At 59.7% G+C, this 26349-nt stretch carries 24 protein-coding genes; 11 read left to right on the forward strand and 13 right to left on the reverse strand.

Features of this window, described 5'->3' with window-relative positions; genetic code table 11:
* The first annotated feature begins 2 nt into the window (after positions 1-2).
* From mupP to ACOYXH_RS17130, 3 genes are all read left to right on the forward strand, one after another.
* Positions 3-674: an N-acetylmuramic acid 6-phosphate phosphatase MupP gene (mupP, locus tag ACOYXH_RS17120; protein WP_095048567.1), complete on the forward strand. Its 672-nt coding sequence runs from the start codon at positions 3-5 to the stop codon at positions 672-674.
* A gap of 72 nt (positions 675-746) precedes the next feature.
* Positions 747-1487, forward strand: coding sequence for a YciK family oxidoreductase (locus tag ACOYXH_RS17125; RefSeq protein ID WP_095048568.1), 741 nt, complete (start codon positions 747-749; stop codon positions 1485-1487).
* Positions 1488-1850: 363 nt separating this feature from the next.
* Positions 1851-2777, forward strand: coding sequence for a GGDEF domain-containing protein (locus tag ACOYXH_RS17130; protein WP_220556685.1), 927 nt, complete (start codon positions 1851-1853; stop codon positions 2775-2777).
* A gap of 135 nt (positions 2778-2912) precedes the next feature.
* Here the strand turns inward: ACOYXH_RS17130 and ACOYXH_RS17135 are convergent, their stop codons facing one another.
* The 7 genes from ACOYXH_RS17135 to ACOYXH_RS17165 form a co-directional block, all read right to left on the reverse strand.
* Complete coding sequence (locus ACOYXH_RS17135) at positions 2913-3674, reverse strand: TenA family transcriptional regulator (protein WP_371857736.1); 762 nt, start codon at positions 3672-3674, stop codon at positions 2913-2915.
* 79 nt (positions 3675-3753) lie between these two features.
* Positions 3754-6213, reverse strand: a complete 2460-nt coding sequence (locus ACOYXH_RS17140) for an EAL domain-containing protein (protein ID WP_460409841.1) — start codon at positions 6211-6213, stop codon at positions 3754-3756.
* Positions 6214-6414: 201 nt separating this feature from the next.
* Positions 6415-8241, reverse strand: a complete 1827-nt coding sequence (locus ACOYXH_RS17145) for an ABC transporter ATP-binding protein (protein WP_460065531.1) — start codon at positions 8239-8241, stop codon at positions 6415-6417.
* Positions 8234-8836: a DsbA family protein gene (locus ACOYXH_RS17150; RefSeq protein WP_176471270.1), complete on the reverse strand. Its 603-nt coding sequence runs from the start codon at positions 8834-8836 to the stop codon at positions 8234-8236. The genes ACOYXH_RS17145 and ACOYXH_RS17150 overlap by 8 nt, the downstream gene beginning before the upstream one ends.
* A gap of 35 nt (positions 8837-8871) precedes the next feature.
* On the reverse strand, positions 8872-9813 hold the full coding sequence (gene trhO, locus ACOYXH_RS17155) for an oxygen-dependent tRNA uridine(34) hydroxylase TrhO (protein ID WP_095048574.1): 942 nt from the start codon (positions 9811-9813) through the stop codon (positions 8872-8874).
* Between the two features lie 102 nt (positions 9814-9915).
* Positions 9916-10215, reverse strand: a complete 300-nt coding sequence (locus ACOYXH_RS17160; RefSeq protein ID WP_007908388.1) for a BolA family protein — start codon at positions 10213-10215, stop codon at positions 9916-9918.
* A gap of 12 nt (positions 10216-10227) precedes the next feature.
* The gene (locus ACOYXH_RS17165) at positions 10228-10749 is read right to left on the reverse strand and encodes a DUF2059 domain-containing protein (protein ID WP_095048575.1); all 522 of its coding nucleotides are present in this window, start codon (positions 10747-10749) and stop codon (positions 10228-10230) included.
* 193 nt (positions 10750-10942) lie between these two features.
* On the opposite strand from ACOYXH_RS17165, the gene ACOYXH_RS17170 reads away from it, so the two are divergent.
* Positions 10943-12337, forward strand: a complete 1395-nt coding sequence (locus ACOYXH_RS17170) for a class II fumarate hydratase (RefSeq protein WP_007908383.1) — start codon at positions 10943-10945, stop codon at positions 12335-12337.
* A gap of 85 nt (positions 12338-12422) precedes the next feature.
* Here the strand turns inward: ACOYXH_RS17170 and ACOYXH_RS17175 are convergent, their stop codons facing one another.
* Entirely contained in the window at positions 12423-13376 is a 954-nt protein-coding gene (locus ACOYXH_RS17175; RefSeq protein WP_095048576.1) for a DMT family transporter, read from the reverse strand.
* A 210-nt stretch (positions 13377-13586) separates the two neighbouring features.
* On the opposite strand from ACOYXH_RS17175, the gene ACOYXH_RS17180 reads away from it, so the two are divergent.
* Positions 13587-13781, forward strand: coding sequence for a DUF6316 family protein (locus ACOYXH_RS17180; RefSeq protein WP_095125185.1), 195 nt, complete (start codon positions 13587-13589; stop codon positions 13779-13781).
* 135 nt (positions 13782-13916) lie between these two features.
* Here ACOYXH_RS17180 and ACOYXH_RS17185 read toward each other — a convergent pair whose 3' ends face one another.
* Positions 13917-15101: a thiolase family protein gene (locus tag ACOYXH_RS17185; RefSeq protein WP_460409842.1), complete on the reverse strand. Its 1185-nt coding sequence runs from the start codon at positions 15099-15101 to the stop codon at positions 13917-13919.
* Positions 15102-15203: 102 nt separating this feature from the next.
* On the reverse strand, positions 15204-16718 hold the full coding sequence (gene pap / locus ACOYXH_RS17190) for a polyphosphate:AMP phosphotransferase (RefSeq protein ID WP_095048579.1): 1515 nt from the start codon (positions 16716-16718) through the stop codon (positions 15204-15206).
* A 172-nt stretch (positions 16719-16890) separates the two neighbouring features.
* Here pap and mnmC point away from each other — a divergent pair, with 172 nt between their 5' ends.
* The 5 genes from mnmC to ACOYXH_RS17215 all read left to right on the forward strand — a co-directional run bounded on the left by mnmC (position 16891) and on the right by ACOYXH_RS17215 (position 24327).
* The gene (gene mnmC, locus ACOYXH_RS17195) at positions 16891-18870 is read left to right on the forward strand and encodes a bifunctional tRNA (5-methylaminomethyl-2-thiouridine)(34)-methyltransferase MnmC2/FAD-dependent 5-carboxymethylaminomethyl-2-thiouridine(34) oxidoreductase MnmC1 (RefSeq protein WP_320413349.1); all 1980 of its coding nucleotides are present in this window, start codon (positions 16891-16893) and stop codon (positions 18868-18870) included.
* Positions 18871-19032: 162 nt separating this feature from the next.
* Positions 19033-20805, forward strand: coding sequence for an N-acetylglutaminylglutamine amidotransferase (locus tag ACOYXH_RS17200; protein ID WP_093435339.1), 1773 nt, complete (start codon positions 19033-19035; stop codon positions 20803-20805).
* Between the two features lie 3 nt (positions 20806-20808).
* Positions 20809-22554, forward strand: coding sequence for an N-acetylglutaminylglutamine synthetase (gene ngg / locus ACOYXH_RS17205; protein WP_194934054.1), 1746 nt, complete (start codon positions 20809-20811; stop codon positions 22552-22554).
* 156 nt (positions 22555-22710) lie between these two features.
* Complete coding sequence (locus ACOYXH_RS17210) at positions 22711-23901, forward strand: osmoprotectant NAGGN system M42 family peptidase (protein WP_077574040.1); 1191 nt, start codon at positions 22711-22713, stop codon at positions 23899-23901.
* Positions 23902-24099: 198 nt separating this feature from the next.
* Positions 24100-24327, forward strand: coding sequence for a YheU family protein (locus tag ACOYXH_RS17215; protein ID WP_003199186.1), 228 nt, complete (start codon positions 24100-24102; stop codon positions 24325-24327).
* A 5-nt stretch (positions 24328-24332) separates the two neighbouring features.
* Here ACOYXH_RS17215 and csrA read toward each other — a convergent pair whose 3' ends face one another.
* The 3 genes from csrA to ACOYXH_RS17230 all read right to left on the reverse strand — a co-directional run bounded on the left by csrA (position 24333) and on the right by ACOYXH_RS17230 (position 25865).
* Positions 24333-24518: a carbon storage regulator CsrA gene (gene csrA / locus ACOYXH_RS17220; RefSeq protein ID WP_016985988.1), complete on the reverse strand. Its 186-nt coding sequence runs from the start codon at positions 24516-24518 to the stop codon at positions 24333-24335.
* Positions 24519-24653: 135 nt separating this feature from the next.
* Positions 24654-24986 (reverse strand): YnfA family protein, encoded by a 333-nt coding sequence (locus ACOYXH_RS17225; protein WP_008088571.1) that lies wholly within the window; start codon positions 24984-24986, stop codon positions 24654-24656.
* Between the two features lie 63 nt (positions 24987-25049).
* Positions 25050-25865, reverse strand: a complete 816-nt coding sequence (locus ACOYXH_RS17230) for an SDR family oxidoreductase (protein WP_095048583.1) — start codon at positions 25863-25865, stop codon at positions 25050-25052.
* A gap of 323 nt (positions 25866-26188) precedes the next feature.
* Here ACOYXH_RS17230 and ACOYXH_RS17235 point away from each other — a divergent pair, with 323 nt between their 5' ends.
* A complete protein-coding gene (locus ACOYXH_RS17235; protein ID WP_169432680.1) occupies positions 26189-26347 on the forward strand; it encodes a DUF3309 family protein in 159 nt (52 codons plus the stop codon).
* Positions 26348-26349: the final 2 nt, after the last annotated feature.

Raw genomic sequence — 26349 nt, forward strand, 5'->3', positions numbered from 1 at the left:
CGATGGCGATCAGAGCAGTTCTCTTCGACATGGACGGCACCCTACTCGACACGGCGCCGGACTTCATCGCCATCTGCCAGGCCATGCGTGCAGATCGCGGCTTGCCGCCGATCAACGACAAGCACATCCGCGACGAGATCTCCGGCGGCGCCAAAGCGATGGTTGCGGTGACGTTCTCGATGGACCCGGAGTCGCCGGGCTTCGAAGAACTGCGTCTGGAGTTCCTTGAGCGCTATCTGGTTGGCTGCGCCGTGCACAGCAAGCTGTTTGACGGCATGGGTGAACTGCTGGCCGATATCGAAAAGGCCAAGCTGATCTGGGGCGTGGTGACCAACAAGCCACTGCGCTTTGCCGAGCCGATCATGCAGCAACTGGGATTGGCTGAGCGTTCGGCGCTGCTGATCTGCCCGGATCACGTGAAGAACAGCAAGCCGGATCCGGAGCCGTTGATCCTCGCGTGCAAGATGCTTGATCTGGATCCGTCGACGGTGCTGTTTGTCGGCGATGATCTGCGTGATATCGAATCGGGGCGCGATGCCGGTACGAAAACGGCAGCGGTGACGTTCGGCTACATCCACCCGGACGACAACCCGCGGCATTGGGGGGCGGACGTGGTGGTGGATCATCCGTCGGAGCTGCGCAAGGTGCTCGATAGCGCGCTTTGCAGTTGCTGAGACCTGACGCAGAGCGTCATTGGCTGCATTCCCACGCAGAGCGTGGGAACGATCTGACTTGATGAGGTTTTTATGTTTGATTACTCCGCTCGTCCCGAATTGCTCAAGGATCGGGTCATTCTAGTCACCGGTGCCGGTCGTGGCATTGGCGCGGCGGCCGCGAAAACCTACGCCGCCCATGGCGCTACGGTACTGCTGCTGGGCAAGACCGAGGCCAATCTGACGCAGGTGTATGACGAGATCGAAGCTGCCGGGTATCCGCAACCGGCGGTGATTCCGTTCAATCTGGAAACCGCCCTGCCCCATCAGTACGATGAGCTGGCCGCGATGATCGAGACCGAGTTCGGCCACCTCGACGGTCTGCTGCACAACGCTTCGATCATCGGTCCACGCACGCCGATCGAACAGTTGTCCGGTGAAAACTTCATGCGCGTGATGCAAGTCAACGTCAACGCCATGTTCATGCTGACCAGCACCCTGCTGCCGCTGCTCAAACTGTCGCAGGATGCCTCGGTGGTGTTCACCTCCAGCAGCGTCGGTCGCAAAGGCCGTGCGTACTGGGGCGCTTATGGCGTATCGAAGTTCGCCACCGAAGGCTTGATGCAAACCCTGGCCGATGAAGTCGACGGTGTCGCGCCGGTACGCTCCAACAGCATCAACCCGGGCGGCACGCGCACCAGCATGCGCGCCCAGGCGTATCCGGGGGAAAACCCGCTGAACAACCCGACGCCGGAGGAGATCATGCCGGTCTACCTGTACCTGATGGGCCCGGACAGCTCGGGCATCAACGGCCAGGCCTTCAACGCGCAATAACTGCCATACGTCGCTTTTGTTGCCGCGGCAGATTCCTGTCGCGGCATGCATTTGCCGCTGGCGACCGTCATATTTCAGTCAATTTTCCAGCACACTCCTCCCCCTTGATCAGCCAACTTATTGATTCAAAACGGTTTAAATAAAACCGAACCGAATGGCACGACTTTCGCTCTAAATTTCCTCAAAGCATGCCGTGTGAAGGCAGTGGGGCAAAGCCGATTTCGATAGCTGACTAATCGTCTTCAGGCAGACTAAACTTACGCCAAATGTCCTACGGGACTGATGGATCAGTATGACGCGCAGCCCATAGCCGCTCTCACCCAGCCTGTAAGACAGACTTACTGCTTTAGGGGCTCACGCCATATGAAATCACCCTCCCAGACCAATGCAATTGACTTTGACAGTGCCAAATTGCAACGCCTGGGCTTTGGTCAGCTGCCTCCCCTTCTGGAGCGACCGGCCAGTCTTGCGCAATTGCGCCAGCAAATGAGCCTGCAACTGCAAACCAGCCTCGAACCGCAACGCATCCTCGGTCTGTTTTTCCGCGAAGTTCAGCGCCTCGTGCCCCTGGACGCGCTCAGCTACGTGCATCAGGGCAGCGACCTGCGCCTGGAATTCGGTGCCCGCGGCCACCACTCGATCAGCTATACCCTGAGCCACGAAGGCGAGCACATGGGCGAACTGGTGTTCCGTCGCAATCAGCGCTTCAACGACACGGAACAAGGTCAGCTGGAGTCGTTACTCTCATCCTTGCTGTACCCGATGCGCAACGCGCTGCTTTATCGCGAGGCGACTCAGAGTGCCCTGCGCGATCCGCTGACCGGCGCCGGTAACCGCATCGCCATGGAGCAAACCCTGCAGCGGGAGATCGATATGTCTCGCCGACATCAACAACCGTTGTCGCTGCTGATGCTCGATATCGACCACTTCAAGCGGGTCAACGACAGCCATGGCCACAGCGCCGGCGATGACGTGCTTAAAGCCATCGCCGCGACAATCAAGGCGCAACTGCGCAACGTCGATATGGTGTTCCGTTACGGTGGCGAAGAGTTTCTGGTGCTGCTGTCCAACACCAGCCGGGAAGCGGCAGCGATGGTCGGCGAACGACTGCGTTATGCGACGCAGGCGGCCGAATACTATGCGGATGGACATTTGATTGAATTGACGGTGAGCCTGGGCTGCTCGACGTTGTTGCCGGGGGAATCGGCCGACAGCTTGCTGCGCCGCGCTGACAGTGCGTTGTATGTGGCCAAGCGTGAAGGTCGCAACCGCCTGGCGATGGCGGGCTAAGCTATTCAACCAACACAAAACAGTGTGGGAGCGAGCTTGCTCGCGAATGCGATCTGACATTCAACCATGAGTTGACTGGCATACCGCTTTCGCGAGCAGGCTCGCTCCCACATTGGTTTTGCGTGAAGACGAATATCAGCTCTCGACTACCGCCCTGCGCTCTCGGTTGACCAGCAAGCGTTCCGACGTCTCCAGTTGCATGCAACGCTCCAGAAACAGATACATGTAGTCATAGCTCTTGCAGACGGCCTGACGCAACTCGGCCTGCAAGGCCTTGCTAGGGTTCATCCCGGCCAGGGTGCAGATGATTTCCAGCGCCTCCCACGGATGGGCATCGTCGTACTGGGCATGCATCTTCAACCACTTCATCGCGCGCTTGCGATCCTCTTCGGGAAACGCTGCGGCATACACGCCGGTGGAGCAGACCAGCGCCGACCACTCCCCGGTCGCGCCTTCGATGGCATAGTTGGTGGCCGCGATGGCCACAATCAACGAATCGGCTGAGCTGGTGTGCCAGCACCAATGACTCAAGGCATGCAGTTCGGGCGGCACATGTTGGGCCTGAAGGTCTTCCAGACTGACGCCATGTGCACGACTCCAGTGCACCCAATAATCCGCATGATTGAGTTCGACGCGGATATTGCGCATCAGCCAGCGCCGCGCCATGTCTTCGCCCGGATGCCGGGCAAACCTGGTTTTGGTGAGATTCTGCGCCATGTACAACGCAAACTGCTCAACCACCGGCCAGCCCCCGATCAGGTACTGACGCATGGTTCTGGCGCTGAGTTTGTTATCACGCATGCGCAGGTAAAGTTCATGTTCGACAACCCGGCGCTTGCTCTCGCTGCAATCCTCAATGAGCTGTTGTGCCCAGGCAGGATAACTTGCAGCTTCCATGAGTGGTCCGGTTCGGTTGAATGTGTCGATCACTGTTCGGCTCCTTTTGATTTGTGATTGTAAGGATCGGCGAGAGACTTCAACGGAACGTGCCAGGCGCTTTGAATAACAGCGGTTGCGGTCTGGCGGGCCGACTTTGCAAACTGTCGCAGGTAAACAACTGTGGGCGTTCTATAACATAACCCTGAGCGTAATCCACACCAATTTCAAGCAGGGCCTGCTCGATCTGGGTTGTTTCAACAAACTCGGCAATTGTCTTTTTACCCATGACATGCCCGATGTGATTGATCACTTCGACCATTGCGCGGTTAATCGGGTCGTCCAGCATATCCTTTACGAAACTCCCGTCGATCTTCAGGAAGTCTACAGGCAAATGTTTCAGATAAGCGAATGAAGACATTCCGGCGCAAAAATCATCTAACGAAAAATAGCAACCTAAGCCTTTGAGTTCATTAATAAATCTTATTGCACTGCCCAGATTTGAAATTGCACTGGTTTCTGTAATTTCAAAACAAATCATTTCAGGCGGTATTGCATAGTTAACAAACTGTTCCCGCAGAAAGTGCAAAAACGCGTCATCTCCTATAGTAATGCCTGACAGATTAATCGCACACATTGCTAAAGGTTGTTGATGTTCTTGTGCAATACATTGAGCAATAACCTTAAATACATTCTGAACTACCCAACGATCCAGTTGACTCATCAAACCATAGCGCTCGGCTGCGGGAATGAAACTGTCCGGCAGAATCATCCGCCCGGCTTCATCGTGCAGACGCAGCAGAATCTCGATATGCCCACCGTTGTTGTCACCCGACTTGAGCGGAGCGATTTCCTGGGCGTACAGACAAAAACGGTTTTCTTCCAGGGCCATGTGCAAGCGTTGCACCCAGGCCATCTCACCAAAGCGCAGGGACAGTTCGGAATCGTCAGCGTGATAGACCTGCACGCGGTTACGGCCCTTTTCCTTGGCCATGTAACAGGCCATATCTGCGGCACGCAATGAGGCTTCGAGGGTCGTCGGGATTTGTGCGATATGCACCAGGCCAATGCTCACGGTGGTCAGGAACGGCCGCCCCTTCCAGACAAAGTGCAGATTCTGCACAGTCTGACGCAGCGCCTCGGCAATCTTTTCCGCCGCATCCGGCGCGCAGTTCTCCAGCAAGATGCCGAACTCATCACCACCCAGTCGCGCCAGCGTATCGCCCTCGCGCAGTCCGGACTGCAGCAGCGTACAAATGTGCCGCAACAACTCATCGCCGGCGGCATGGCCGCAGGTGTCGTTAACCAGTTTGAATTGATCAAGATCGAGGAACATCAGCGCATGCCGCCCGGTATGGCGCGCGAGATTGTGCAGCGCCTGCTCCAGGCGATATTCGAACTCGCGACGGTTAGCCAGCCCGGTCAGCGCGTCATGGGTGGCCTGCCACGACAGATTGGCGATGTATTGCCGTTCCTGGGTCATATCGTGCAAGACCAGCACCGTGCCACTGACCTTTCCGGCATTACGGATCGGCGCGCCGACCAGGGTCACCGACAATGTCGTGCCATCGAGGCGCTGGATCAGCTTCGAGTGCTCGCTGCCGCCACTAAGCTTGCCGCTGAGAATGTGCTCGATCAGGGTCAGCCCTTCGGACTGGGCGTTGTCGTCGAGCAGATTGAACAATGCCGCCAGCGGCAAACCCGCCGCCTGTTCGGCTTTCCAGTGGGTCATGGCTTCAGCGGCCGGGTTCATGTAATCGATAGCGCCGCTGACGTCGGTGGTAATGACGCCATCACCGATCGAATGCAAGGTAACGTGCGCCCGATCCTTCTCCAGTTGCAGCGCCTCGGCAAAGGCATGGCGCTGTTTGAGCAACTTGTGCGTACGCCACAGGGCCAGCACGATCAACCCCAGCGCCGTGGCGAGATTGGTCAACAGCAGCAGCCGCAGGATCATCCGCGAGCCTTCGCCCAAGGCATCGCTGAAGGCTTTCGCGGCCGGAGTCACGCCATCGTTGATGGCGAAAATCCGTGCCTTCCAGTGCTGGATATCAGTGCTGCTGGCACTGTTTTGCGAAATGCTGCGGTGCATCTCCTGCGCCACGTCATCCAGCTCGACCAGGTAGGCGTCACCGACCGTCCAGCGGTCAATTGCGGTTTCCAGATAACTGAAATGGCGGAAGTTGAGGTACAGCCAGATCAGGCTGGAAACGTCGTCCGGGTGGTTACCACCCTTTAGAATGCCTTCGCGCGCCGCGGCCAGATCCGGTGGTTGATGATCCAGCGCCAGACGCAACTGATGCCCGCCTTGCGGCACACCGATCGCAGTGCGGTACTTGAGGAAAATCGCCTCATCACGGCTGTCGGCGTAGAGATTGAGGTAGTAAATCGCGTCTTTCTGGCCCTTGGACCAGAGGCTTTCACCAGCGACGTAACCGCGAACCGCCGAGAGCACGTAAAGACTCACGCCGCCCAATAACGCTTGAAACAACACGACGGCAATAAATGGCCAGACGATGCCCAACAACCGTGGCGTTCCGAGAGTCCGCTTTTGCTTCATGAGATCCCTTGCGCAAGCACTGCCAGATGAACACCGGAAAATCCCGCTCCTGACAGCTCAGCCTAGGCTAATTTTCGCCAAGTCAAAGGGACAGCTCTGCCGTCCTCTAGGTCGATTGTGCAAATGGCGGGACTGTACGGGCGTTCCGAGTGATTTTACTTAATGCAATTCAAGCACTAAGCACAGAAACCGGCACGAAACTCAAGGGCGCTGGATCTGCTGCAGATGACCATAGAGCTTGGCATACAGGCCACCGTCGGCAATCAACTGCTGATGATCGCCGTCTTCAGCGACCTGGCCACCATCGAACACCAGCACGCGATCAGCCTGTTTCACCGCCGACAGTCGGTGGGCAATGATCAGCGTGGTGCGGCCACTGAGGAAGCGCGCCATGGCCTGGTGCAGGTTGTACTCGGTGGCCGCGTCGAGGGCCGAGGTGGCTTCGTCGAGGATCACGACTTTCGGTTCGGCGAGGATCATCCGCGCGATGGCCAGACGTTGCCGCTGCCCACCGGACAGGCGCACGCCGGAGCGGCCGACGATACTGTCCAGACCATTGGGCAAGGCGCGGATGGTCGCTTCGAGCTGAGCGATTTCCAGCGCCTGCCAGCACGCCTCGTCACTGCGGGTGCGGCCCATGGTCAGGTTGGCGCGCACGGTGTCGTTAAACAGCGCCGGGTGCTGCAACACCACCGCGACGTTTTCGCGAACCGTGTCCAGACCGATTTCCTGCTGGGTCGAACCGCCGAAGCGGATGGTGCCGGACAGTGGCGTATACAGCCCGAGCAGCAATTGCACGAGGGTACTTTTGCCGCCGCCACTGGCGCCGACAATCGCGACTTTTTCACCGGGAGCAATCGACAGATTCAGCTGATCCAGCACTAGGTCATCGCCGTAGCCGAAGCTCAGGCCCTGTACCTGAATACCTACGGTGTCACGGCCCTTGAACGGATCGACACCGCCGGGATATTGCGGCTCATCGGCGCGCGCCAGCAGTTCGTTGATCCGCGCCAGCGCCCCGCCCGCCGCGTAATAGGCGTATTGCAGATTGAGCAGTTGCTCGACCGGGCCGATCATGAACCACAGGTAACTGAACACCGCGAGCATCTGGCCGATCGACAGGTCGGAGAACAACACCGTGAGCATCGCCGCCGCGCGGAAGATGTCGATACCGAACTGGAACAACAAACCGCTGGCACGGTTGGAAGCGTCGGTTTTCCACTGCGAGTTGACCGCGTAGTTGCGCACTTCCTGCGCCCGCAGACCGAGCCGCCCGAGGAAGAAACCCTGACGGTTGCCGGCACGGATCTCCTGAATCGCATCAAGGGTTTCGCTCAACGCCTGGGTGAAGCGCGAGGTGCTGTCGTTCTCGAGTTTCTTCAGGTGTTTGACGCGTTTGCCCAACTGCACCGTGGCGTAGATCACCAGCGGGTTGAACAGCAGAATCAGCAGCGCCAGTTTCCAGTGCATCCACAGCAGGATGCTCGCGGTGCCGACCAGCGTCAGCATCGCCACCAGAAAGCGACTGAGGGTTTCGCCGACGAATTTGTCGAGGGTATCCAGATCGGTGACCAGGTGCGTCGTTACTGTACCGCTACCAAGGCTTTCGTATTCGCCGAGGGAAATCCGCTTGAGGCGTTCGATCAGACGCACGCGAATACGATAGACGATGTCCTTGGCCAGCCGTGCAAACAGCCGCGACTGCAACACGCCGAAGCACAGCGAACTGCAACGCAGGGTAAGGGTCACCAGCAGCATCAGGCCTATATAGCCGGCCGCTTGCTGCCACATCGTCGGCAGCACATGGTTCATGACTTTCAGCGCGGCATCGCCATGGCCGAGAAGGACTTCGTCCACTAGCAATGGCAGCAGCAATGGGATCGGCACGCTGCACAGCGTCGCCAGCACAGCCACGCCGTTGGCAATCCATAGGGATTTTTTGTGAGTGAGTGCCAGTCGCCGGACTTCTGCCCAGCTCAGCCGGTCGACACGCTTTACGGCTGGCGTGTCATCGGCCAGGTCAGGCACAGGCGGCGCGCTCCAGCCAGCGGCCGAGCAATGGCGACAGTTCGCTGAGCGGTTGATAGCCATTGGTCAGCAGCGCCAGTTGGCCATTGCGTTCGGCGAGCAGGGTCGGGAAACCGGCGATGCCCAGATCCTGCACCCAACTGAAATCGGCCTGAGTGGCTTTGTGTTGATCGGCATGATCGAACAACGCCGCGAACTCGATGCGCGGCACACCCGCCTGCTCCGCCAACTCGACCAGTACACTGGCCTGGGTGACATCGCGGCCTTCAGCGTAAAACGCCTGCTGGATCAGGCCGACCAACTTCCACGCGCAATCCGGCGCCAGACTGCGCGCCGTGACGATTGCGCGGCAGGCAGGCTCAGTGTCGTAGACAAAACCGTCGGGCAACGCGCCGTCAAATTTGAACGCCTGGCCGGTGGCATCGGTGACCGCTTGCCAGTGTTCAAGAATGTAGCGACGCGTGGTCGGCTCCAGCGCCGAGCCGCTGCCGGTGCGCAAACCACCGACCACCAGATGCAACTCCACCCCGGCTGCTTGCGCCTGCTCGACCAATGCCTTGGCCACCGGAGCAAAACCCCAGCACCACGAACACATCGGATCCATCACATAGAGCAGGCGCGCAGACATGGTTAAGCCTCGGTGGATGCTTGCTTGTAGTTGTAGCCGATCGGGTGCGGCTGGTTACGCGCCTTGGCCAGTTCGATCTGTTTCTGCCGATCGATGGCGCTGCGGCGGGTTTTCTCGCTCAACGTGTCCCAGCAATGCGGGCAGCTGATGCCGGCAACGTAATGCTCGCTGGTGCGATCTTCAACGCTGACCGGTGTGCGGCAGGCATGACATTGATCGTAGTCGCCTTCGCTGAGGTCGTGACGCACGGTCACGCGGTTGTCGAACACGAAGCAGTCGCCCTGCCACTTGGTTTCTTCCTGCGGCACCTCTTCGAGGTACTTCAGGATGCCACCCTTGAGGTGGTAAACCTCTTCGAAACCCTCGCCGAGCATGTAGCTCGAAGCTTTCTCGCAGCGAATGCCACCGGTGCAGAACATTGCGACCTTCTTGTGCACGGCCGGGTCGAAGTGTTCTTTGATGTAGTCGGGGAATTCGCGAAAACTGGTGGTTTTCGGATCGATGGCGCCTTCGAAAGTGCCGATCGATACTTCGTAATCGTTACGGGTGTCGATCAACAGCACTTCCGGGTCACTGATCAGCGCGTTCCAGTCTTGCGGATCAACGTAGGTGCCGACCTTTTTGTTCGGGTCGACGCCTTCGACACCGAGGGTGACGATCTCTTTCTTCAGTTTGACCTTGGTGCGATAGAACGGCTGCTCGTCGCAGTACGACTCTTTGTGATCGATGTCGATCATGCGTGGGTCGTTCTTCAGCCAGGCGAGCAGACCGTCGATGCCTTCGCGAGTGCCGGACACCGTGCCGTTGATGCCTTCTTCGGCGATCAGCAGGGTGCCTTTGATCTGGTTGTCGACCATCGCTTGCAGCAGCGGCTCGCGCAGGTTGACGTAATCTTCGAGGGTGACGAACTTATACAGTGCCGCCACGACAATCGGTTGTGTCATGGGTATTTCTCCAGGTGGCTACCCTCGCAAAGGGTGAACCGGATTCAAAAAAAAACGCGCCGGGTGAGCGGCGCGTTGCGGATTCTAGCAAAAAACCGAAGCTTAATGCTTACTGCCGCCAGCACAGGTCGGCGATGCCGGAGCGGCGCCGATCTCTGCCCATTCCTGCGGGGTGTAGGTGTGCAGCGCCAACGCATGGAACTCGCCCATCAGCTCACCGAGCGTGCCGTAGACTTTCTGGTGGCGCTTGACCCGGTTCAGGCCGTCGAACTGCGCGCTGACCACTACGGCCTTGAAGTGCGTCTGCAACCCGCGACTGTGCATGTGGCTTTCATCCAGCACTTGCAGGTGCTCAGGCTGAAGCAGGGCCAGCGTCGATTCGATGCGTTGTTGCATGGTCATCACGAACTCCGCTTACTTCTTCTTGGCCGGCGCAGCAGCGCTTTTCGGGTCCAGCTCTTTGGTCATGTCGTCGAGCAGCTTGTTGACGACAGGCACGGCGCTTTCCAGTTTGGCCTGGGTCATCTGGGCCGATTGCTGAGTCAGCTGCGGCATTTTTTCCAGGACTTTCTTGCCCAGTGGCGACTTGTAGAACGCGACCAGATCTTTCAGCTCGGATTCGCTGAAGTTGCTGGTGTAAAGCTTGACCATGTCAGGCTTGAGCTTGTTCCAGCCGATGGCCTGGTCCAGGGCGGCGTTGGCCTTGGCCTGGTAGGTTTCCAGAACGGCTTTCTTGGCTTCCGGGGCTTTGGTCTGTTCAAAACGCTGAGCGAACATTTGCTGCACTTGCATGTACACCGGAGTGCCCAGCTTGTCAGCGTGCGCCAGGGTCAGGAAAGCTTCAGCACTGGCGTTGTGGCTGGCGGTATCGGCAAGCACCTGGCCGCTGGCGCAAACCAGTGCAACCGCGGTGCAGATGGCACGAAGACGAGTCATCGAGTTTCCTTTTCAGCTAGGCGAGGTAAAACCCCAAGGGCGACCATTCTGCGCCTAAAAAACCTCGTGGCTCAACCCCCGAGCCTTGCCGTGCTTGATTGGCCGGGTTTTACCGGTCAACAATCGGTTCGAGGGAACCACCACGGCCGATGCCGGCCTAAACTGCGCAAACAGACCAACAGGAGTGTGCACGATGAGCCGTATCGAAACCGACAGCCTGGGCCAGATCGAAGTCCCGGACGACGCCTACTGGGGTGCTCAGACGCAACGCTCGCTGATCAACTTCGCCATTGGTCAGGAACGCATGCCGCTGCCGGTACTGCACGCTCTGGCCCTGATCAAGAAAGCCGCTGCACGGGTCAACGACCGTAACGGCGATTTGCCCGCCGACATTGCCCGCCTGATCGAGCAGGCTGCCGACGAAGTGCTCGACGGCCAGCACGACGACCAGTTTCCGCTGGTGGTCTGGCAGACCGGCAGCGGCACGCAGAGCAATATGAACGTCAACGAGGTGATTGCCGGGCGCGCCAACGAACTGGCCGGTAACCCGCGCGGCGGCAAGACGCCGGTGCACCCCAACGATCACGTCAACCGCTCGCAAAGCTCCAACGACTGCTTCCCCACCGCCATGAGCATTGCCACCGCCCAGGCTGTGCAGGAACAACTGCTGCCGGCGATCGCCGAGCTGTCCGGTGGTCTCGCCGAACTGGCGGCGCGGCACATGAAACTGGTAAAGACCGGTCGTACGCACATGATGGACGCGACACCGATCACCTTTGGTCAAGAGCTTTCCGGTTTTATCGCGCAGCTGGATTACGCCGAACGCGCAATCCGCGCTGCATTGCCAGCCGTGTGTGAACTGGCTCAGGGCGGCACCGCGGTCGGCACCGGGCTGAATTCGCCGCATGGTTTTGGTGAGGCGATTGCTGCAGAACTGGCGGCGCTGTCCGGCCTGCCCTTCGTCACCGCGCCGAACAAGTTCGCCGCCCTCGCCGGCCACGAACCACTGACCAGCCTGTCAGGTGCGCTGAAAACCCTCGCCGTGGCGCTGATGAAAATCGCCAACGACCTGCGCCTGCTCGGCTCCGGTCCCCGCGCAGGTTTTGCCGAGGTGCGGCTGCCGGCAAATGAGCCGGGCAGCTCGATCATGCCCGGCAAGGTCAACCCGACCCAGTGCGAAGCGCTGTCGATGCTCGCCTGTCAGGTGCTGGGCAACGATGTGACCATCGGCATTGCCGCGAGTCAGGGTCACTTGCAGTTGAACGTGTTCAAACCGGTGATCATCCACAACCTGCTGCAATCGATTCGCCTGCTCGCCGATGGCTGCAGCAACTTCCAGCAGCACTGCATTGCCGGGCTGGAACCAGATGCCGAAGTCATGGCCAGACATCTGGAACGAGGGCTGATGCTGGTGACGGCACTGAATCCGCATATTGGTTATGACAAGTCGGCGGAGATCGCCAAGAAGGCTTACAGCGAAGGGCTGACTTTGCGTGAGGCGGCGTTGGCGTTGGGCTATCTGACGGATGAAGAGTTTGATGCGTGGGTGCGGCCGGAGAATATGATCGAGGCTGGCGCCAAGGGCTAAACAGCAAAAGATCGCAGCCTGCGGCAGCTCCTACATTGGAATGCGTCCTCTGTAGGAGCTGCCGCAGGCTGCGATCTTTTGATCTTCAAGCCATACGCATGCGCCGCGCCTTGAGCCCGGCAATCAACGAAGGCCCCAACGCCACCAGCGCCGAACCCAACACCACTAACACCGCCCCGCCATAGCCAAGCCCATTGATCTGCTCGGCATGCACATAGTCCGGCCAGATCCCAGCCGCAATGGCCACTGCGCCAAACGTCACCAACGGCGTAATCGCCAACGTCGCACTGACCCGCGACGCCTCCCAATGCGCCAGCGCTTCAGCGAACGCGCCATAGGCAATCAGCGTGTTCATACAGCACGCCAGCAGCAGCCAGCCCTGTAACGGGCTGAGGTTCAGCGCTTCGAGCGGATGCACCCACGGCGTCAGCAACAGTGCGCAGAACAGGTAGATCACCATCATCACCTGCAACGAATTCCATACCGTCAGCAATTGCTTCTGGCCCAGCGCATAGAAGGTCCACACCGTCGACGCCAACAGCACCAGCAAAACCCCGGCGGTGTAATCCGACAACGAGGTCAGCAGCTCCGCCAGACGCTGATTGAAAAACAGCACGAAACCGATCAACAGCACCGCCAACCCGATTCCCTGACCAATACTGAAACGCTCCTTGAACACAAACAGACTGGCGATCAACAACATGATCGGGCCCATCTGCACCACCAGTTGCGCGGTGCCGGGGCTGAGCAGATTGAGCCCCATCAGGTACAACACATAGTTGCCGACCAGCCCGAGCACCGCCATCAGCACCAGCCAACCACCCCTGGGACCCAGCACTTTGCGACTGGGCAGGCGTTTTACCACCGCCAGATAAATAAACAGACAGCCACCGGACACCAGCAGACGAAACCAGGTCACCGTGACCGGGTCCATCACCAGCAACACCTGTTTGAGCTTGATCGGCAGGATGCCCCACAGAAACGCGGTCAGCAGCGCCAGGAACAAGCCGTACACCCAGCGACCCGATGAAATGTGCATGGAAACCCCAAAGCCTGCTGACAAGTGCGCTCATTCTAGGCGCGCCATGAACCGACACACAGGGACAGTTAAGGCCAGGACGCGAATGAAACTGTGCAGGTCGCAGCATTAAATTGACGCGCAGCCGTTGATCGGCTAGGTGGGCGCGTCAAGTGCTTCAGGCATAAGCTCATTGGATCCCTTCCAGCACATCCGCCAAGGAGACCGATCATGTTAGCAATGCGCGCGCAGGACCCAGCACCTGCTACGCACTTTCGCAGCGACCGGGTGTGTCGGGTCAATGGTGAACTTTATTTCAGTACACGGGAAAATACCCTTGAGGGGCCGTTTGAGAGTGCCGTACAGATTGAGAAGGAAATCCAGGCTTACATCGCGCGGATGCAAGGACTGAATTCCAGTCGCTAAGCGGTGGTGATCCAATCGCTGGCAAGCCAGCTCCCACAGGATTAGTGGCGTACACAATTTGTGCGACCGCTACGAAACCTGTGGGAGCTGGCTTGCCAGCGATAGCAATGGAACAGACAACAAAAATGCTCTGGCTTAGCTAACCGCCTCAAACAACCCGGTCGCGCCCATCCCGCCACCCACGCACATGGTGACAATGCCATAACGCAAATTACGCCGCTGCAACTCCCGCACCAGATGCCCGACCTGCCGCGACCCGGTCATACCAAACGGGTGACCAATGGAAATCGAGCCGCCATTGACGTTGTATTTCTCATTATCGATCTCCAGCCGATCCCGGCTGTACAGGCACTGCGAAGCAAACGCCTCGTTCAGTTCCCACAGATCGATATCCGCCACCTGCAAGCCTTTGGCTTTGAGCAGCTTCGGCACCGAGAAAACCGGGCCGATGCCCATTTCGTCCGGCTCGCAACCGGCCACGGTGAAGCCGCGAAAAAATGCTTTCGGCTTGAGGCCCAACTGCAAGGCTTTCTCCAGGCTCATCACCAGCGTCATCGACGCACCGTCGGACAGCTGCGACGAGTTGCCCGCCGTGACCGAACCATCCTCAGCGAATACCGGTTTCAACCCGGCGAGACTTTCATAGGTGGTGTCCGGGCGATTGCAGTCGTCGCGATCAACCACACCGTCGAGAATCTGCACTGCACCGGTGTTTTTGTCCTCGACGCGGTACTTCACCGCCATCGGCACGATTTCATCGTTGAACAGTCCGGCAGCCTGCGCCTGAGCGGTGCGGATCTGGCTCTGCAATGAATAGCGATCCTGCGCTTCACGGCTGACGGCATAACGCCGCGCGACCACTTCGGCGGTCTGGCCCATCGTGTAGTAGATGCCCGGCGTTTGCTGTTTGAGCAGCGGGTTGATCAGGTGATCGGTGTTGACGCTTTTCATCGTCAGGCTGATCGACTCGACGCCGCCGGCAACGATGATGTCGCTGCAACCCGAGGCAATCTGGTTGGCAGCAATCGCAATCGCCTGCAAGCCCGATGAACAGAAACGGTTGAGGGTCATGCCGGCGGTGCCGGTGCCCAAACGCGACAGCACCGCGACGTTACGGCCGATGTTGTAGCCCTGCGCGCCTTCGTTGGAGCCGGCGCCGACGATGCAATCCTCGACGCTGGCCGGGTCGATGTCGTTGCGCTCAAGCAGCGCGTTGACGCAATGAGCCGCCATATCATCGGGGCGGGTCTGGTTGAACTTGCCGCGAAAGGACTTGGCCAGGCCAGTCCGCACGCTGTCGACGATCACCACTTCACGCATGGCATACCTCATTGTTGTAGTCGGTTGAGAGTGGACCGAGCATAAGTCCACCGCATCAACCACCGCGACAATCATTCACCCCGCGTATGCGCGTCTATCGGCTCAGTCCTTGTGTTTCTTCGCGTGCTTGTCGGATTTCTCGAAGGCCTCTTCCAGAGCACGGTTGATCGTGCGCAACACCTTCACCCGAGCCCAGCGCTTGTCATTGGCCTCGATCAGCGTCCATGGCGAGATTTCCGAGCTAGTGCGGTCGACCATATCGCCGACGGCAGCGCGATAGGCGTCCCACTTGTCGCGGTTGCGCCAGTCGTCTTCGGTGATCTTGAAGCGTTTGAAGGGGATCGCTTCGCGCGCCTGAAATCGCTCCATCTGCGTGTCTTTATCAATCGCCAGCCAGAACTTGACGACGATCACTCCGGCGTCGGACAGCTGCTCTTCGAAATCGTTGATTTCGCCATAGGCACGCAACCAGTCGGCCGGCGTGCAGAAACCCTCAATCCGCTCTACCAGCACCCGGCCGTACCAAGAGCGGTCGAACACGGTGAACTTGCCGCGCGCCGGAATGTGCCGCCAAAAGCGCCACAAGTACGGCTGAGCGCGCTCCTCCTCAGTCGGTGCGGCGATCGGCACGATGTTGTATTGACGCGGATCGAGCGCCGCCGCGACCCGACGGATCGCCCCGCCCTTGCCGGCGGCATCGTTGCCTTCGAACACCGCCACCAGGGCGTGGCGGCGCATGCGTTTGTCGCGCATCAGCCCAGACAAGCGCGCCTGCTCGGTGATCAGTTGTTCTTCGTAGTCTTTCTTCTCCAGACGCTGGGTCAGGTCGAGGCTGTCGAGCAGGTTCAACTGATCGACCGGCGTGCCCAACGGCGCGGCGCTGACATCGTGCGGATGCACGTCCGGACGCTTCAGCGCATTTTGCAAACCTTCGAGGAGAATCTTGCCGACCGCCAGGCTGCGATAGTTGGCGTCGGCGCCTTCGATCACATGCCACGGCGCGTAATCGCGACTGGTACGGCGCAGCACGCGCTCGCCGTATTTGACGAACTTGTCGTAGGTTTCCGATTGCTGCCAGTCCAGCGGGCTGATGCGCCAGCTGTGCAGCGGGTCATCAGCCAGCGCCTTGAGCCGGGCCTTCATCTGTTTCTTCGAGAGATGAAACCAGAATTTGAAAATCAGTGCGCCTTCATCGCAGAGCATCTTTTCCAGACGCTCGGCGCCGGCGATCGCCTGATCCAGACGCGGATCCTTGAACAGGCCATGCACCCGCCCCTGCAGCATCTGGCTGTACCAGTTGCCGAAAAAAATGCCCATGCGCCCCTTGGCCGGGAGCATTCGCCAGTAGCGCCATGCCGGAGGCCGTGACAACTCCTCATCGGTCTGCTGATCGAAGGTGCGCACTTCGATCAGGCGCGGGTCCATCCACTCGTTGAGCAACTTGACCGTCTCGCCCTTGCCCGCGCCTTCAATGCCGTTGATCAAGATGATCACCGGAAAACGCTTCTGCTGCTGCAGTTCGAACTGAGCTTCGAGCAAGGCTTCACGCAATGCCGGGACGGCCGCATCAAAGGTGTCTTTGTCGATGGCGTGACCGATTTCAGCGGATTCAAACATGGGACGGCTCCTTCCAGGATTCAGCAAGACTAGCGGATTGGGCACAGCAGCGGCGCAGAAATTCCCGCGGCTGGCGGATTGTCCGTGAGTCAACGGGCGCAAGCCTTGCCATGGATCAAGCAGCCCCTGCGCGATCGGCTAGAATGGCCGCCTTGTCGTTGCCGAGCCTGCCATGAAACCTGTATTGCCCCACGCCCAACTCGATTGGGATGACCACGGACGCCCGCGTTCGCGGGTGTTCGATGACGTGTACTTTTCCGATCAGTCGGGGCTGGAAGAAACCCGTTACGTGTTCCTCGAACAGAACCGCCTGGCCGAGCGTTTTGCCGCGCTGCCGGCGGGTGGGCGACTGGTCATCGGTGAAACCGGTTTTGGCACCGGGCTGAATTTTCTCTGCGCCTGGCAGTTGTTCGAGCAACACGCCATGGCGGGTGCGCGCCTGCATTTCGTCAGCGTCGAAAAATACCCGCTGAGCCCCGCCGACCTGAAACGTGCCTTGGCCCTGTGGCCGGAACTCAAGCCACTGGCCGATCAGTTACTACGGCATTACGTGGCGATCCATGCCGGCTTTCAGCGCATCACCCTGGCCCACGGCCGCGTGACGCTGACGCTGTTGATCGGCGATGCCCTGGAACAACTGCCGCAGCTCGACGCGCAGATTGATGCGTGGTTTCTCGACGGTTTCGCCCCGGCAAAAAACCCCGACATGTGGACTGCCGAACTGTTTGTCGAGCTGGCGCGACTGGCAGCGCCCGGCTCAACCATCAGCACCTTCACCAGTACCGGTTGGGTCCGCCGTTTGCTCAACGCCGCCGGGTTCAAAATGAAGCGCACGCCGGGCATCGGTCACAAGTGGGAAATCCTCCGTGGCGAGTTTCTCGGCTGGCCGGCGGAAGTGACGCCGCCGACACCGGAAAAACCCTGGTTCGCTCGTCCTGTACCGATCGCGGCTGAACGTCGAGCGCTGGTGATTGGCGCCGGTCTCGCCGGCTGCGCCACCGCGTCCAGCCTGGCCGCACGTGGCTGGCAGGTGACGTTGCTCGAACGCCATGCGGCGGTGGCGCAAGAAGCCTCGGGCAATCCGCAGGGCGTGCTGTACCTGAAATTGTCCGCCCACGGCACGGCGCTGTCGCAGCTGATTGTCAGCGGTTTCGGTTACACCCGACGCCTGCTGGAAACCCTGCAACGCGGCACCGACTGGGACGCTTGCGGCGTGCTGCAACTGGCGTTCAATACCAAGGAAGCCGAGCGTCACGCCCAGTTGGCCGAAGCCTTCCCAGAAGACCTGTTGCAGTGGCTGGATCAGCCCGAGGCGCAGGCCCGTGCCGGAGTCGGTCTGGCCCATGGCGGCTTGTACTATCCCGAAGGCGGTTGGGTGCATCCGCCGGCGCTGTGTCAGGCGCAAGCGGCGCAGGCGAACATCGAACTGCTCAACCATTGCCAAGCACTGCAACTGCGCAGGGTCGATGACCAGTGGCAAGCCCTCGACGGTGACCGCTTGCTCGCCAGCGCGCCGGTCGTGGTGTTGGCCGGTGCTGCCGACATCAAATGTTTTGCGCAGAGCGCCGAGTTACCGCTCAAGCGCATTCGCGGACAGATCACCCGTCTCGCCGAAACTGCAGAAAGCCAGGCACTGGCCACTGTGGTCTGCGCCGAAGGCTACGTCGCTCCTGCCCGTCTAGGCGAACACACCCTCGGCGCCAGTTTCGATTTCAACAGCGATGACCTGACGCCAACCACCGCCGAACACGTGGGCAATCTGGCGATGCTCGAAGAGATCTCAAGCGATCTGGTTACGCGTCTGCACATCAGCGAACAGCCCGTCGAAAATCTTCAGGGCCGCGCAGCCTTCCGCTGCACCAGCCCTGACTATTTGCCGATTGTCGGCCCCCTCGCCGACCGCGAAGCGTTCCTCGACACCTACTCGGTGCTGAGCAAAGACGCGCGCCAAGTGCCGGACATCGCCTGCCCTTGGCTGGACGGTTTATACGTCAACAGCGGCCACGGTTCTCGCGGGCTGATCACCGCGCCACTGTCCGGCGAACTGCTCGCCGCATGGCTGGACAACGAACCGCTACCGCTGCCACGCAGTGTCGCCGAAGCCTGTCACCCCAACCGCTTTGCATTACGTCGGTTGATTCGCGGCAAATGAACTGAAGACCACGGGCCATGACGGTGGCCCACTGGTCTGACGGCGCCGCTTATAACTTATCGTTCTAAAACTCCCACAACCGCACCGGGTCAGTTTCTGAGTACCGGCCATTTCGGCCGCTGAAGAAACACCCTCCCCAACGGAAAAACCGGTAAGGACTTTATGTGCGGATTAGCTGGCGAGTTACGTTTTGATCAACAACCTGCAGACCTTGCAGCGATCGAGAGAATCACCCATCACCTGGCCCCTCGCGGCCCCGACGCGTGGGGTTTCCATGCCCAAGGGCCGATTGCCCTGGGTCACCGTCGCCTGAAAATCATGGACCTGTCGGACGGCTCGGCGCAGCCGATGATCGACAGCCAGTTGGGCTTGTCCCTGGCCTTCAACGGCGCGATCTACAACTTCCCGGAACTGCGTGCCGAACTTGAAGCGCTGGGTTACGCCTTCTACTCCGGTGGCGACACCGAAGTGCTGCTCAAGGGCTACCACGCCTGGGGCGAAGCGCTGCTGCCGAAGCTCAATGGCATGTTCGCGTTTGCCATTTGGGAACGCGACGCCAAACGCCTGTTCATAGCCCGCGACCGTCTCGGCGTGAAGCCGTTGTACCTGTCGCGCACCGGTCAGCGTTTGCGCTTTGCTTCGGCCTTGCCGGCGCTGCTCAAGGGTGGCGACATCAACCCGATCCTCGATCCGGTGGCGCTCAATCATTACCTGAATTTCCATGCCGTGGTCCCCGCGCCACGCACCCTGCTGGCCGGCATCGAAAAACTGCCACCGGCGACCTGGATGCGCGTTGAAGCCGACGGCACCACCGAACAGAAAACCTGGTGGACGCTGCCTTACGGCCCACACGATGATGAGAAAAATCTGACCCTCGAAGATTGGGTTGATCGCGTCCTCGACAGCACCCGCGAAGCGGTGGCGATTCGTCAACGCGCGGCAGTGGATGTCGGTGTACTGCTGTCCGGCGGCGTCGATTCGAGCATGCTCGTCGGCCTGTTGCGTGAAGTCGGCGTCGACAACCTTTCGACCTTTTCCATCGGTTTCCAGGATGCCGGCGGCGAACGCGGTGACGAATTCCAATACTCGGATCTGATCGCCAAACACTACGGCACTCAACATCATCAACTGCGCATCGACGAGAAAGAGATCATCGAGCAATTGCCCGCCGCGTTCCGCGCGATGAGCGAGCCGATGGTCAGCCATGACTGCATCGCCTTCTATCTACTGTCGCGCGAAGTGGCCAAGCACTGCAAAGTGGTGCAGAGCGGCCAGGGTGCTGACGAGTTGTTCGCCGGTTATCACTGGTATCCGCAAGTCGACGGTGCGGCGGATCCGTACGCGGCGTATCGCAATGCGTTTTTCGACCGCAGCTACGATGACTACGCCGCCACCGTGCAGCCCAAATGGCTCACCGCGAACGATGCAGCCGGCGACTTTGTGAAAGAACATTTCGCCCAGCCCGGCGCCGATGCGGCGGTGGACAAAGCCTTGCGTCTGGACAGCACGGTGATGCTGGTCGATGACCCGGTCAAACGCGTCGACAACATGACCATGGCCTGGGGCCTGGAGGCGCGTACGCCGTTTCTCGACTATCGACTGGTAGAACTCTCGGCCCGAGTGCCTGGCCAATTCAAGCTGCCTGACGGCGGCAAACAAGTGCTCAAAGAAGCCGCGCGCCGAGTCATCCCGAGTGAGGTGATCGACCGTAAAAAAGGCTACTTCCCGGTGCCGGGCCTCAAACACTTGCAGGGCGACACGCTGAACTGGGTGCGCGAACTGCTGCTCGATCCGAGTCAGGATCGCGGTCTGTTCAACCCGGCCATGCTCGACAAATTGCTAACCGATCCGCAAGGCCAACTGACGCCGTTGCGCGGTTCGAAGTTGTGGCAACTGGCTGCCCTGAACCTGTGGCTCAGTGAACAAGGAATCTGATTGATGAAACCCCACGCCACGGCCATCAACCAACGGCTGCTACGCGGTCAGACGCCGTCCTATGAACGCTTGCAGGCGCGTCTGGCCGAAGACGGCAGCACGCTGGCCGCCGACCCGATTGCCGTACATTGCGGCTGGGGCCGGTTGCTGATCGGCCACACGTTTCCCGACCCGGCATCGCTGGCGCAGGAGCTGCTCAAAGAGCAGCCCGGCGAGCGTGATATCGCGCTGTACGTCGCGGCGCCGCAGCAGATCCTCGGCCTGGAACCGACGCAACTGTTTCTCGACCCGTCGGACACCTTGCGCCTGTGGTTCAGCGATTACCGCCAGGCCACCCGTGTGTTTCGCGGCTTTCGTATTCGCCGCGCGCAAAGTGAGGCGGACTGGCAGGCGATCAATCTGTTGTACCAGGCGCGCGGCATGTTGCCGATCGACGCCACGCGGCTGACGCCGCATCATCAGGGCGGCCCGGTGTACTGGCTGGCCGAGGATGAAGACAGCGGCGCGGTGATCGGCAGCGTCATGGGCCTGAACCATCAAAAGGCTTTCAACGACCCGGAAAACGGCAGCAGCCTGTGGTGCCTGGCGGTTGATCCGCAATGCTCGCGGCCGGGTGTTGGTGAAGTGCTGGTGCGGCACCTGATCGAGCACTTCATGAGTCGCGGCTTGAGCTATCTGGATCTGTCAGTTCTGCATGACAACCGGCAGGCGAAAAACCTCTACGCCAAGCTCGGCTTTCGCAATCTGTCGACCTTCGCCATCAAGCGCAAAAACGGCATCAACCAGCCGCTGTTTCTCGGCCCGGGGCCAGAAGCGCAGTTCAATCCGTATGCGCGGATCATCGTTGAAGAAGCTCATCGACGCGGCATCGACGTGCAAGTGGATGACGCCGATGCCGGGCTGTTCACTCTCAGCCACGGCGGGCGTCGCGTGCGTTGCCGCGAATCGCTGAGCGACCTGACCAGCGCGATCAGCATGAGCCTGTGCCAAGACAAAAGCCTGACCCACAAAGTGCTCAAAGGCGCCGGACTGAACCTGCCCTCGCAGCAACTGGCCGGTAATGCCGACGACAATCTGGCCTTCCTTGATGAGCATCAAAGGGTGGTGGTCAAACCGCTCGACGGTGAACAGGGCCAAGGCGTAGCGGTGGATTTGCAGAGCATCGAAGAGGTGCAGCAAGCCATCGAAACGGCGAAGCAATTTGACAGCCGCGTGCTGCTCGAAAGCTTCCACGAAGGGCTTGATCTGCGGATTCTGGTGATTGGCTTTGAAGTGGTGGCCGCGGCGATTCGCAAGCCGGCGGAAGTAGTCGGCGATGGCCAGCATTCGGTGGGCGCGTTGATCGAGGCGCAGAGCCGTCGTCGGCAAGCGGCGACCAGTGGCGAAAGCAAGATCCCGCTGGATCACGAAACCCAGCGCACCCTGCATGCGGCGGGCTATGACTACAGCAGCATTCTGCCGGCCGGCGAGCACCTGTTTGTGCGGCGTACGGCGAATCTGCACACCGGCGGCACGCTGGAAGATGTCACCGCAATCCTGCACCCGACGCTGGTCGATGCAGCGGTACGGGCGGCGCGGGCGCTGGACATTCCGATGGTCGGCCTCGACTTGATGGTGCCAGCGGCGGATCAACCGGAGTACGTGTTTATCGAGGCCAACGAACGCGCCGGTCTGGCCAACCATGAGCCGCAGCCGACGGCGGAACGCTTTGTCGATTTGTTGTTTCCGCACAGTCAGCCGGCTATTTAACCCTTTCCTGATCGTTCCCACGTCGAGGCGTCGAACCGTCTGCGTGGGAACGCCTCACCGGACGCTCTGCGTCCACTCTTGGGACGCAGAGCGTCCCCGGCTGCATTCCCACGCAGAGCGTGGGAACGATCAGTGCTCAACCCATCAGGAGTTTCCATGACCACGCAAATCCCCGAACCGGATCTCAACTACCTGCAAAAAGTCTTGCTGGAAATGCTCGCCATTCCCAGCCCCACCGGGTTCACCGACACCATCGTGCGTTACGTCGCCGAGCGTTTGGAAGAGCTCGGCATCCCCTTTGAAATGACTCGACGCGGCACCATTCGCGCCACGCTCAAAGGCAAGAAGAACAGCCCCGACCGCGCGGTTTCCGCGCACCTGGACACCATCGGCGCCGCCGTTCGTGCGATCAAGGACAACGGCCGCCTGACCCTCGCCCCGGTCGGCTGCTGGTCGAGCCGCTTTGCCGAGGGCAGTCGCGTCAGCCTGTTTACCGACAACGGCGTGATTCGCGGCAGTGTCTTGCCGTTGATGGCGTCCGGGCATGCCTTCAACACTGCCGTCGATGAAATGCCGATCAGTTGGGATCACGTTGAACTGCGTCTGGATGCCTACTGTGCGACCAAGGCTGACTGCGACTCGCTGGGCATCAGCATCGGCGACGTGGTGGCATTCGATCCGCTGCCGGAGTTCACCGAAAGCGGGCACATCAGCGCCCGTCACCTGGATGACAAGGCCGGCGTTGCCGCGCTGCTCGCGGCACTCAAAGCCATCGTCGACAGCGGCCAGGAGCTGATGATCGACTGCCACCCGCTGTTCACCATCACCGAGGAAACCGGCAGCGGCGCGGCGGCGGCGCTGCCTTGGGACGTTAGCGAATTCGTCGGCATCGACATCGCGCCGGTCGCTCCCGGACAGCACTCCAGCGAGCATGCGGTGAGTGTGGCGATGCAGGATTCTGGCGGCCCGTACGATTATCACCTGTCGCGACATTTGCTGCGTCTGGCCGGTGAAAACGAACTGCCGGTGCGCCGCGACCTGTTCCGCTATTACTTCAGCGATGCGCACTCGGCGGTGACCGCCGGCCACGACATCCGCACCGCCCTGCTCGCGTTTGGCTGCGATGCGACCCATGGGTATGAGCGCACGCACATCGACAGTCTGGCGGCTCTCAGTCGCTTGCTGGGGGCTTACATCTTGAGTCCGCCGGTGTTTGCCAGTGATGCAGCGCCGGCCAATGCCTCGCTCGATCGCTTCAGTCATCAGATTGAACATGACACGCAAATGGAGAGCGATACGCGGGTGCCGTCGGTGGACAGTCTGGTGGGGCAGCGTTCCGATAGTTGATCCGGCTTTGTGATAACAGGACTGGCCCCATCGCTGGCAAGCCAGCTCCCATAGGTATCGGAGGTGTACACAAATTTGTGTTGCCCCAATTACTGTGGGAGCTGGCTTGCCAGCGATGAGGTCGGTACAGGCAACACAAAACTGGCAGGCAAACCGCAATCGCCGTAGCATCCCGCCATTGATTCAGCCGAGGTGCCCATGCTTATTCCCCACGACCAACTTGAAGTCGACACTCTCACCCGCCTCATCGAGGATTTCGTCACCCGCGACGGCACCGACAACGGTGATGACACGCCGCTGGAAACCCGCGTGCTGCGCGTGCGTCAGGCATTGACCAAAGGCCAGGCGCTGATCGTCTTCGACCCGGAAAGCGAGCAGTGCCAGTTGATGCTCAAGCACGACGTGCCCAAGCACCTGTTCGACTGAAATCCTCAGCGAACTTTCTGCGTGGCTTGCTTGCGCTGAATCCGCTCATAGACCTCCGCGCGGTGCACGTTGACCTTTTGTGGCGCCTCGACGCCAAATCGCACGCTGGCACCATTCACTGACAGAACGCGCAAGGTGATGTCATCACCGATTGAAATCAACTCACCAACGACACGGCTGAGTACAAGCATGAGATTCGTCCTTCAGGGTTAGCGAACCCTGAAGATGCGCGGCTTGCCGCGCCTCTTCAATGCACGGCGCGCAAATCAGTTTTGCCTTACACCCATGATCGCCGCGAGCTGTCAGACACTTCCCACAAAAGGTCTTCAGGCAGCAGAAAAGCGTGGCCCGAACAGAATCACGCTGGCGCCGATCACGCACAGCGCCACGCCGATCCAGTCCGAACCCAAGGGACGCACGCGCTCGACCACCATCAGCCAGCCAATCGAAGCGACGATGTAGATGCCGCCATAAGCGGCGTAGGCACGACCGGCATAGTTGGCTTCAACACGGGTCAGCAACAGTGCGAACAGGGTCAGGCTGAGCAGCGCAGGAATCACCCACAAGGCACTTTTGCCCTGACGCAGCCACATGAAGAAGGCGAAACAACCGGCGATTTCAAACAGCGCCGCAAGAAAGAACCACAGGTAATTGAGCATTGACGTGTCTCGACAGGGTGACCATTGCGGCCACCCTAGCGACGCTGTCTCCGACGGGCAAGCTCAGCCGTTGCTCTGTTTGGCTTTGGCGCGCATTTTCTCCGCCATTGAGGTCATTTCGTTGTAGAGCAGTTGCGGGTTCTTCTGCTTCAGCGCCCAGGCCATGCGCCCTTGTTCGTGGGGCAGGATCATGAACTCGCCAGCGGCGACTTGCTGATAGATGTAGTCAGCGATATCCGCCGCCGTAATTGGCGAACTTTCCAGCAACTTGCCGACCTGCGCTTTCATCGCCGGGGTCGGCCCACGGAACGAATCGAGCAAGTTAGTCTGGAAGAACGAGGGGCAGACCACGTGCACGCCGACTTCCTGCTGCGCCAGTTCGATCAGCAGACTTTCCGACAGTGCTACCACGCCGGCCTTGGCCACGTTGTAGTTGCTCATCGCCGGGCCTTGCATCAGTGCCGCCATGGAGGCGATGTTGATGATTTTGCCTTTGCTTTGTTCAAGCAGCGGCAAGAACGCCTTGCAGCCCTTGACCACGCCCATCAGGTTGATCGCGATCTGCCAATCCCAGTCTTCCAGGGACAGTTCGCTGAAAAAGCCACCCGAGGCCACGCCGGCGTTGTTGACGATGATGTCGATGCCGCCGAGCTTTTCTTCACAGGCCTGAGCGAACGCGGTGAGCTGGCTGTAATCACGTACATCACAGCGCTGGGTAAAACCGTCGCCACCGGCCTCGCGGACCATTTTCAGGGTTTCCTGAAGACCGGGTTCGCTGACGTCGGACAAGGCCAGTTGCCAGCCTTCACGTGCCCAGCGCAGCGCGATTTCGCGACCCAGGCCCGAGCCCGCACCAGTGATCATCATGCGATTTTGCATAGCACACAGCCTTGTTGTTCTGGGAAAGATGCGCCGAGTGTAGCGAAGGATCGGCGCGCGCCCACGCTCCATCAAGTTGCTGAATGCAAGATCAAAAGATCGCAGCCTTCGGCAGCTCCTACACGCGTTCAATGTAGGAGCTGCCGAAGGCTGCGATCTTTTGATCTTGTGCTTCAAAGGAAATAAACGAGCAATCCAAATACATTAAAAAAACATTGAATTTTCTTTCACGCGCACCGGTCGGAATTTGTAAGCCGTCTGGAATTACTTAGTCTCCAGTCGCCCTTGAATACCAAGACTTCTCGAACACTATCAACAAGGAAATCGACATGGGCACAATTCTAATCATTATCCTGATCCTGTTGCTGATCGGTGGTCTGCCGGTCTTCCCGCACTCCAGAAGTTGGGGCTACGGTCCATCGGGCATTATCGGCGTGGTGTTGGTGGTGCTGTTGGTGCTGCTGTTACTCGGTCGGATATAACG

The organism is Pseudomonas sp. Mb7, from assembly GCF_054790525.1.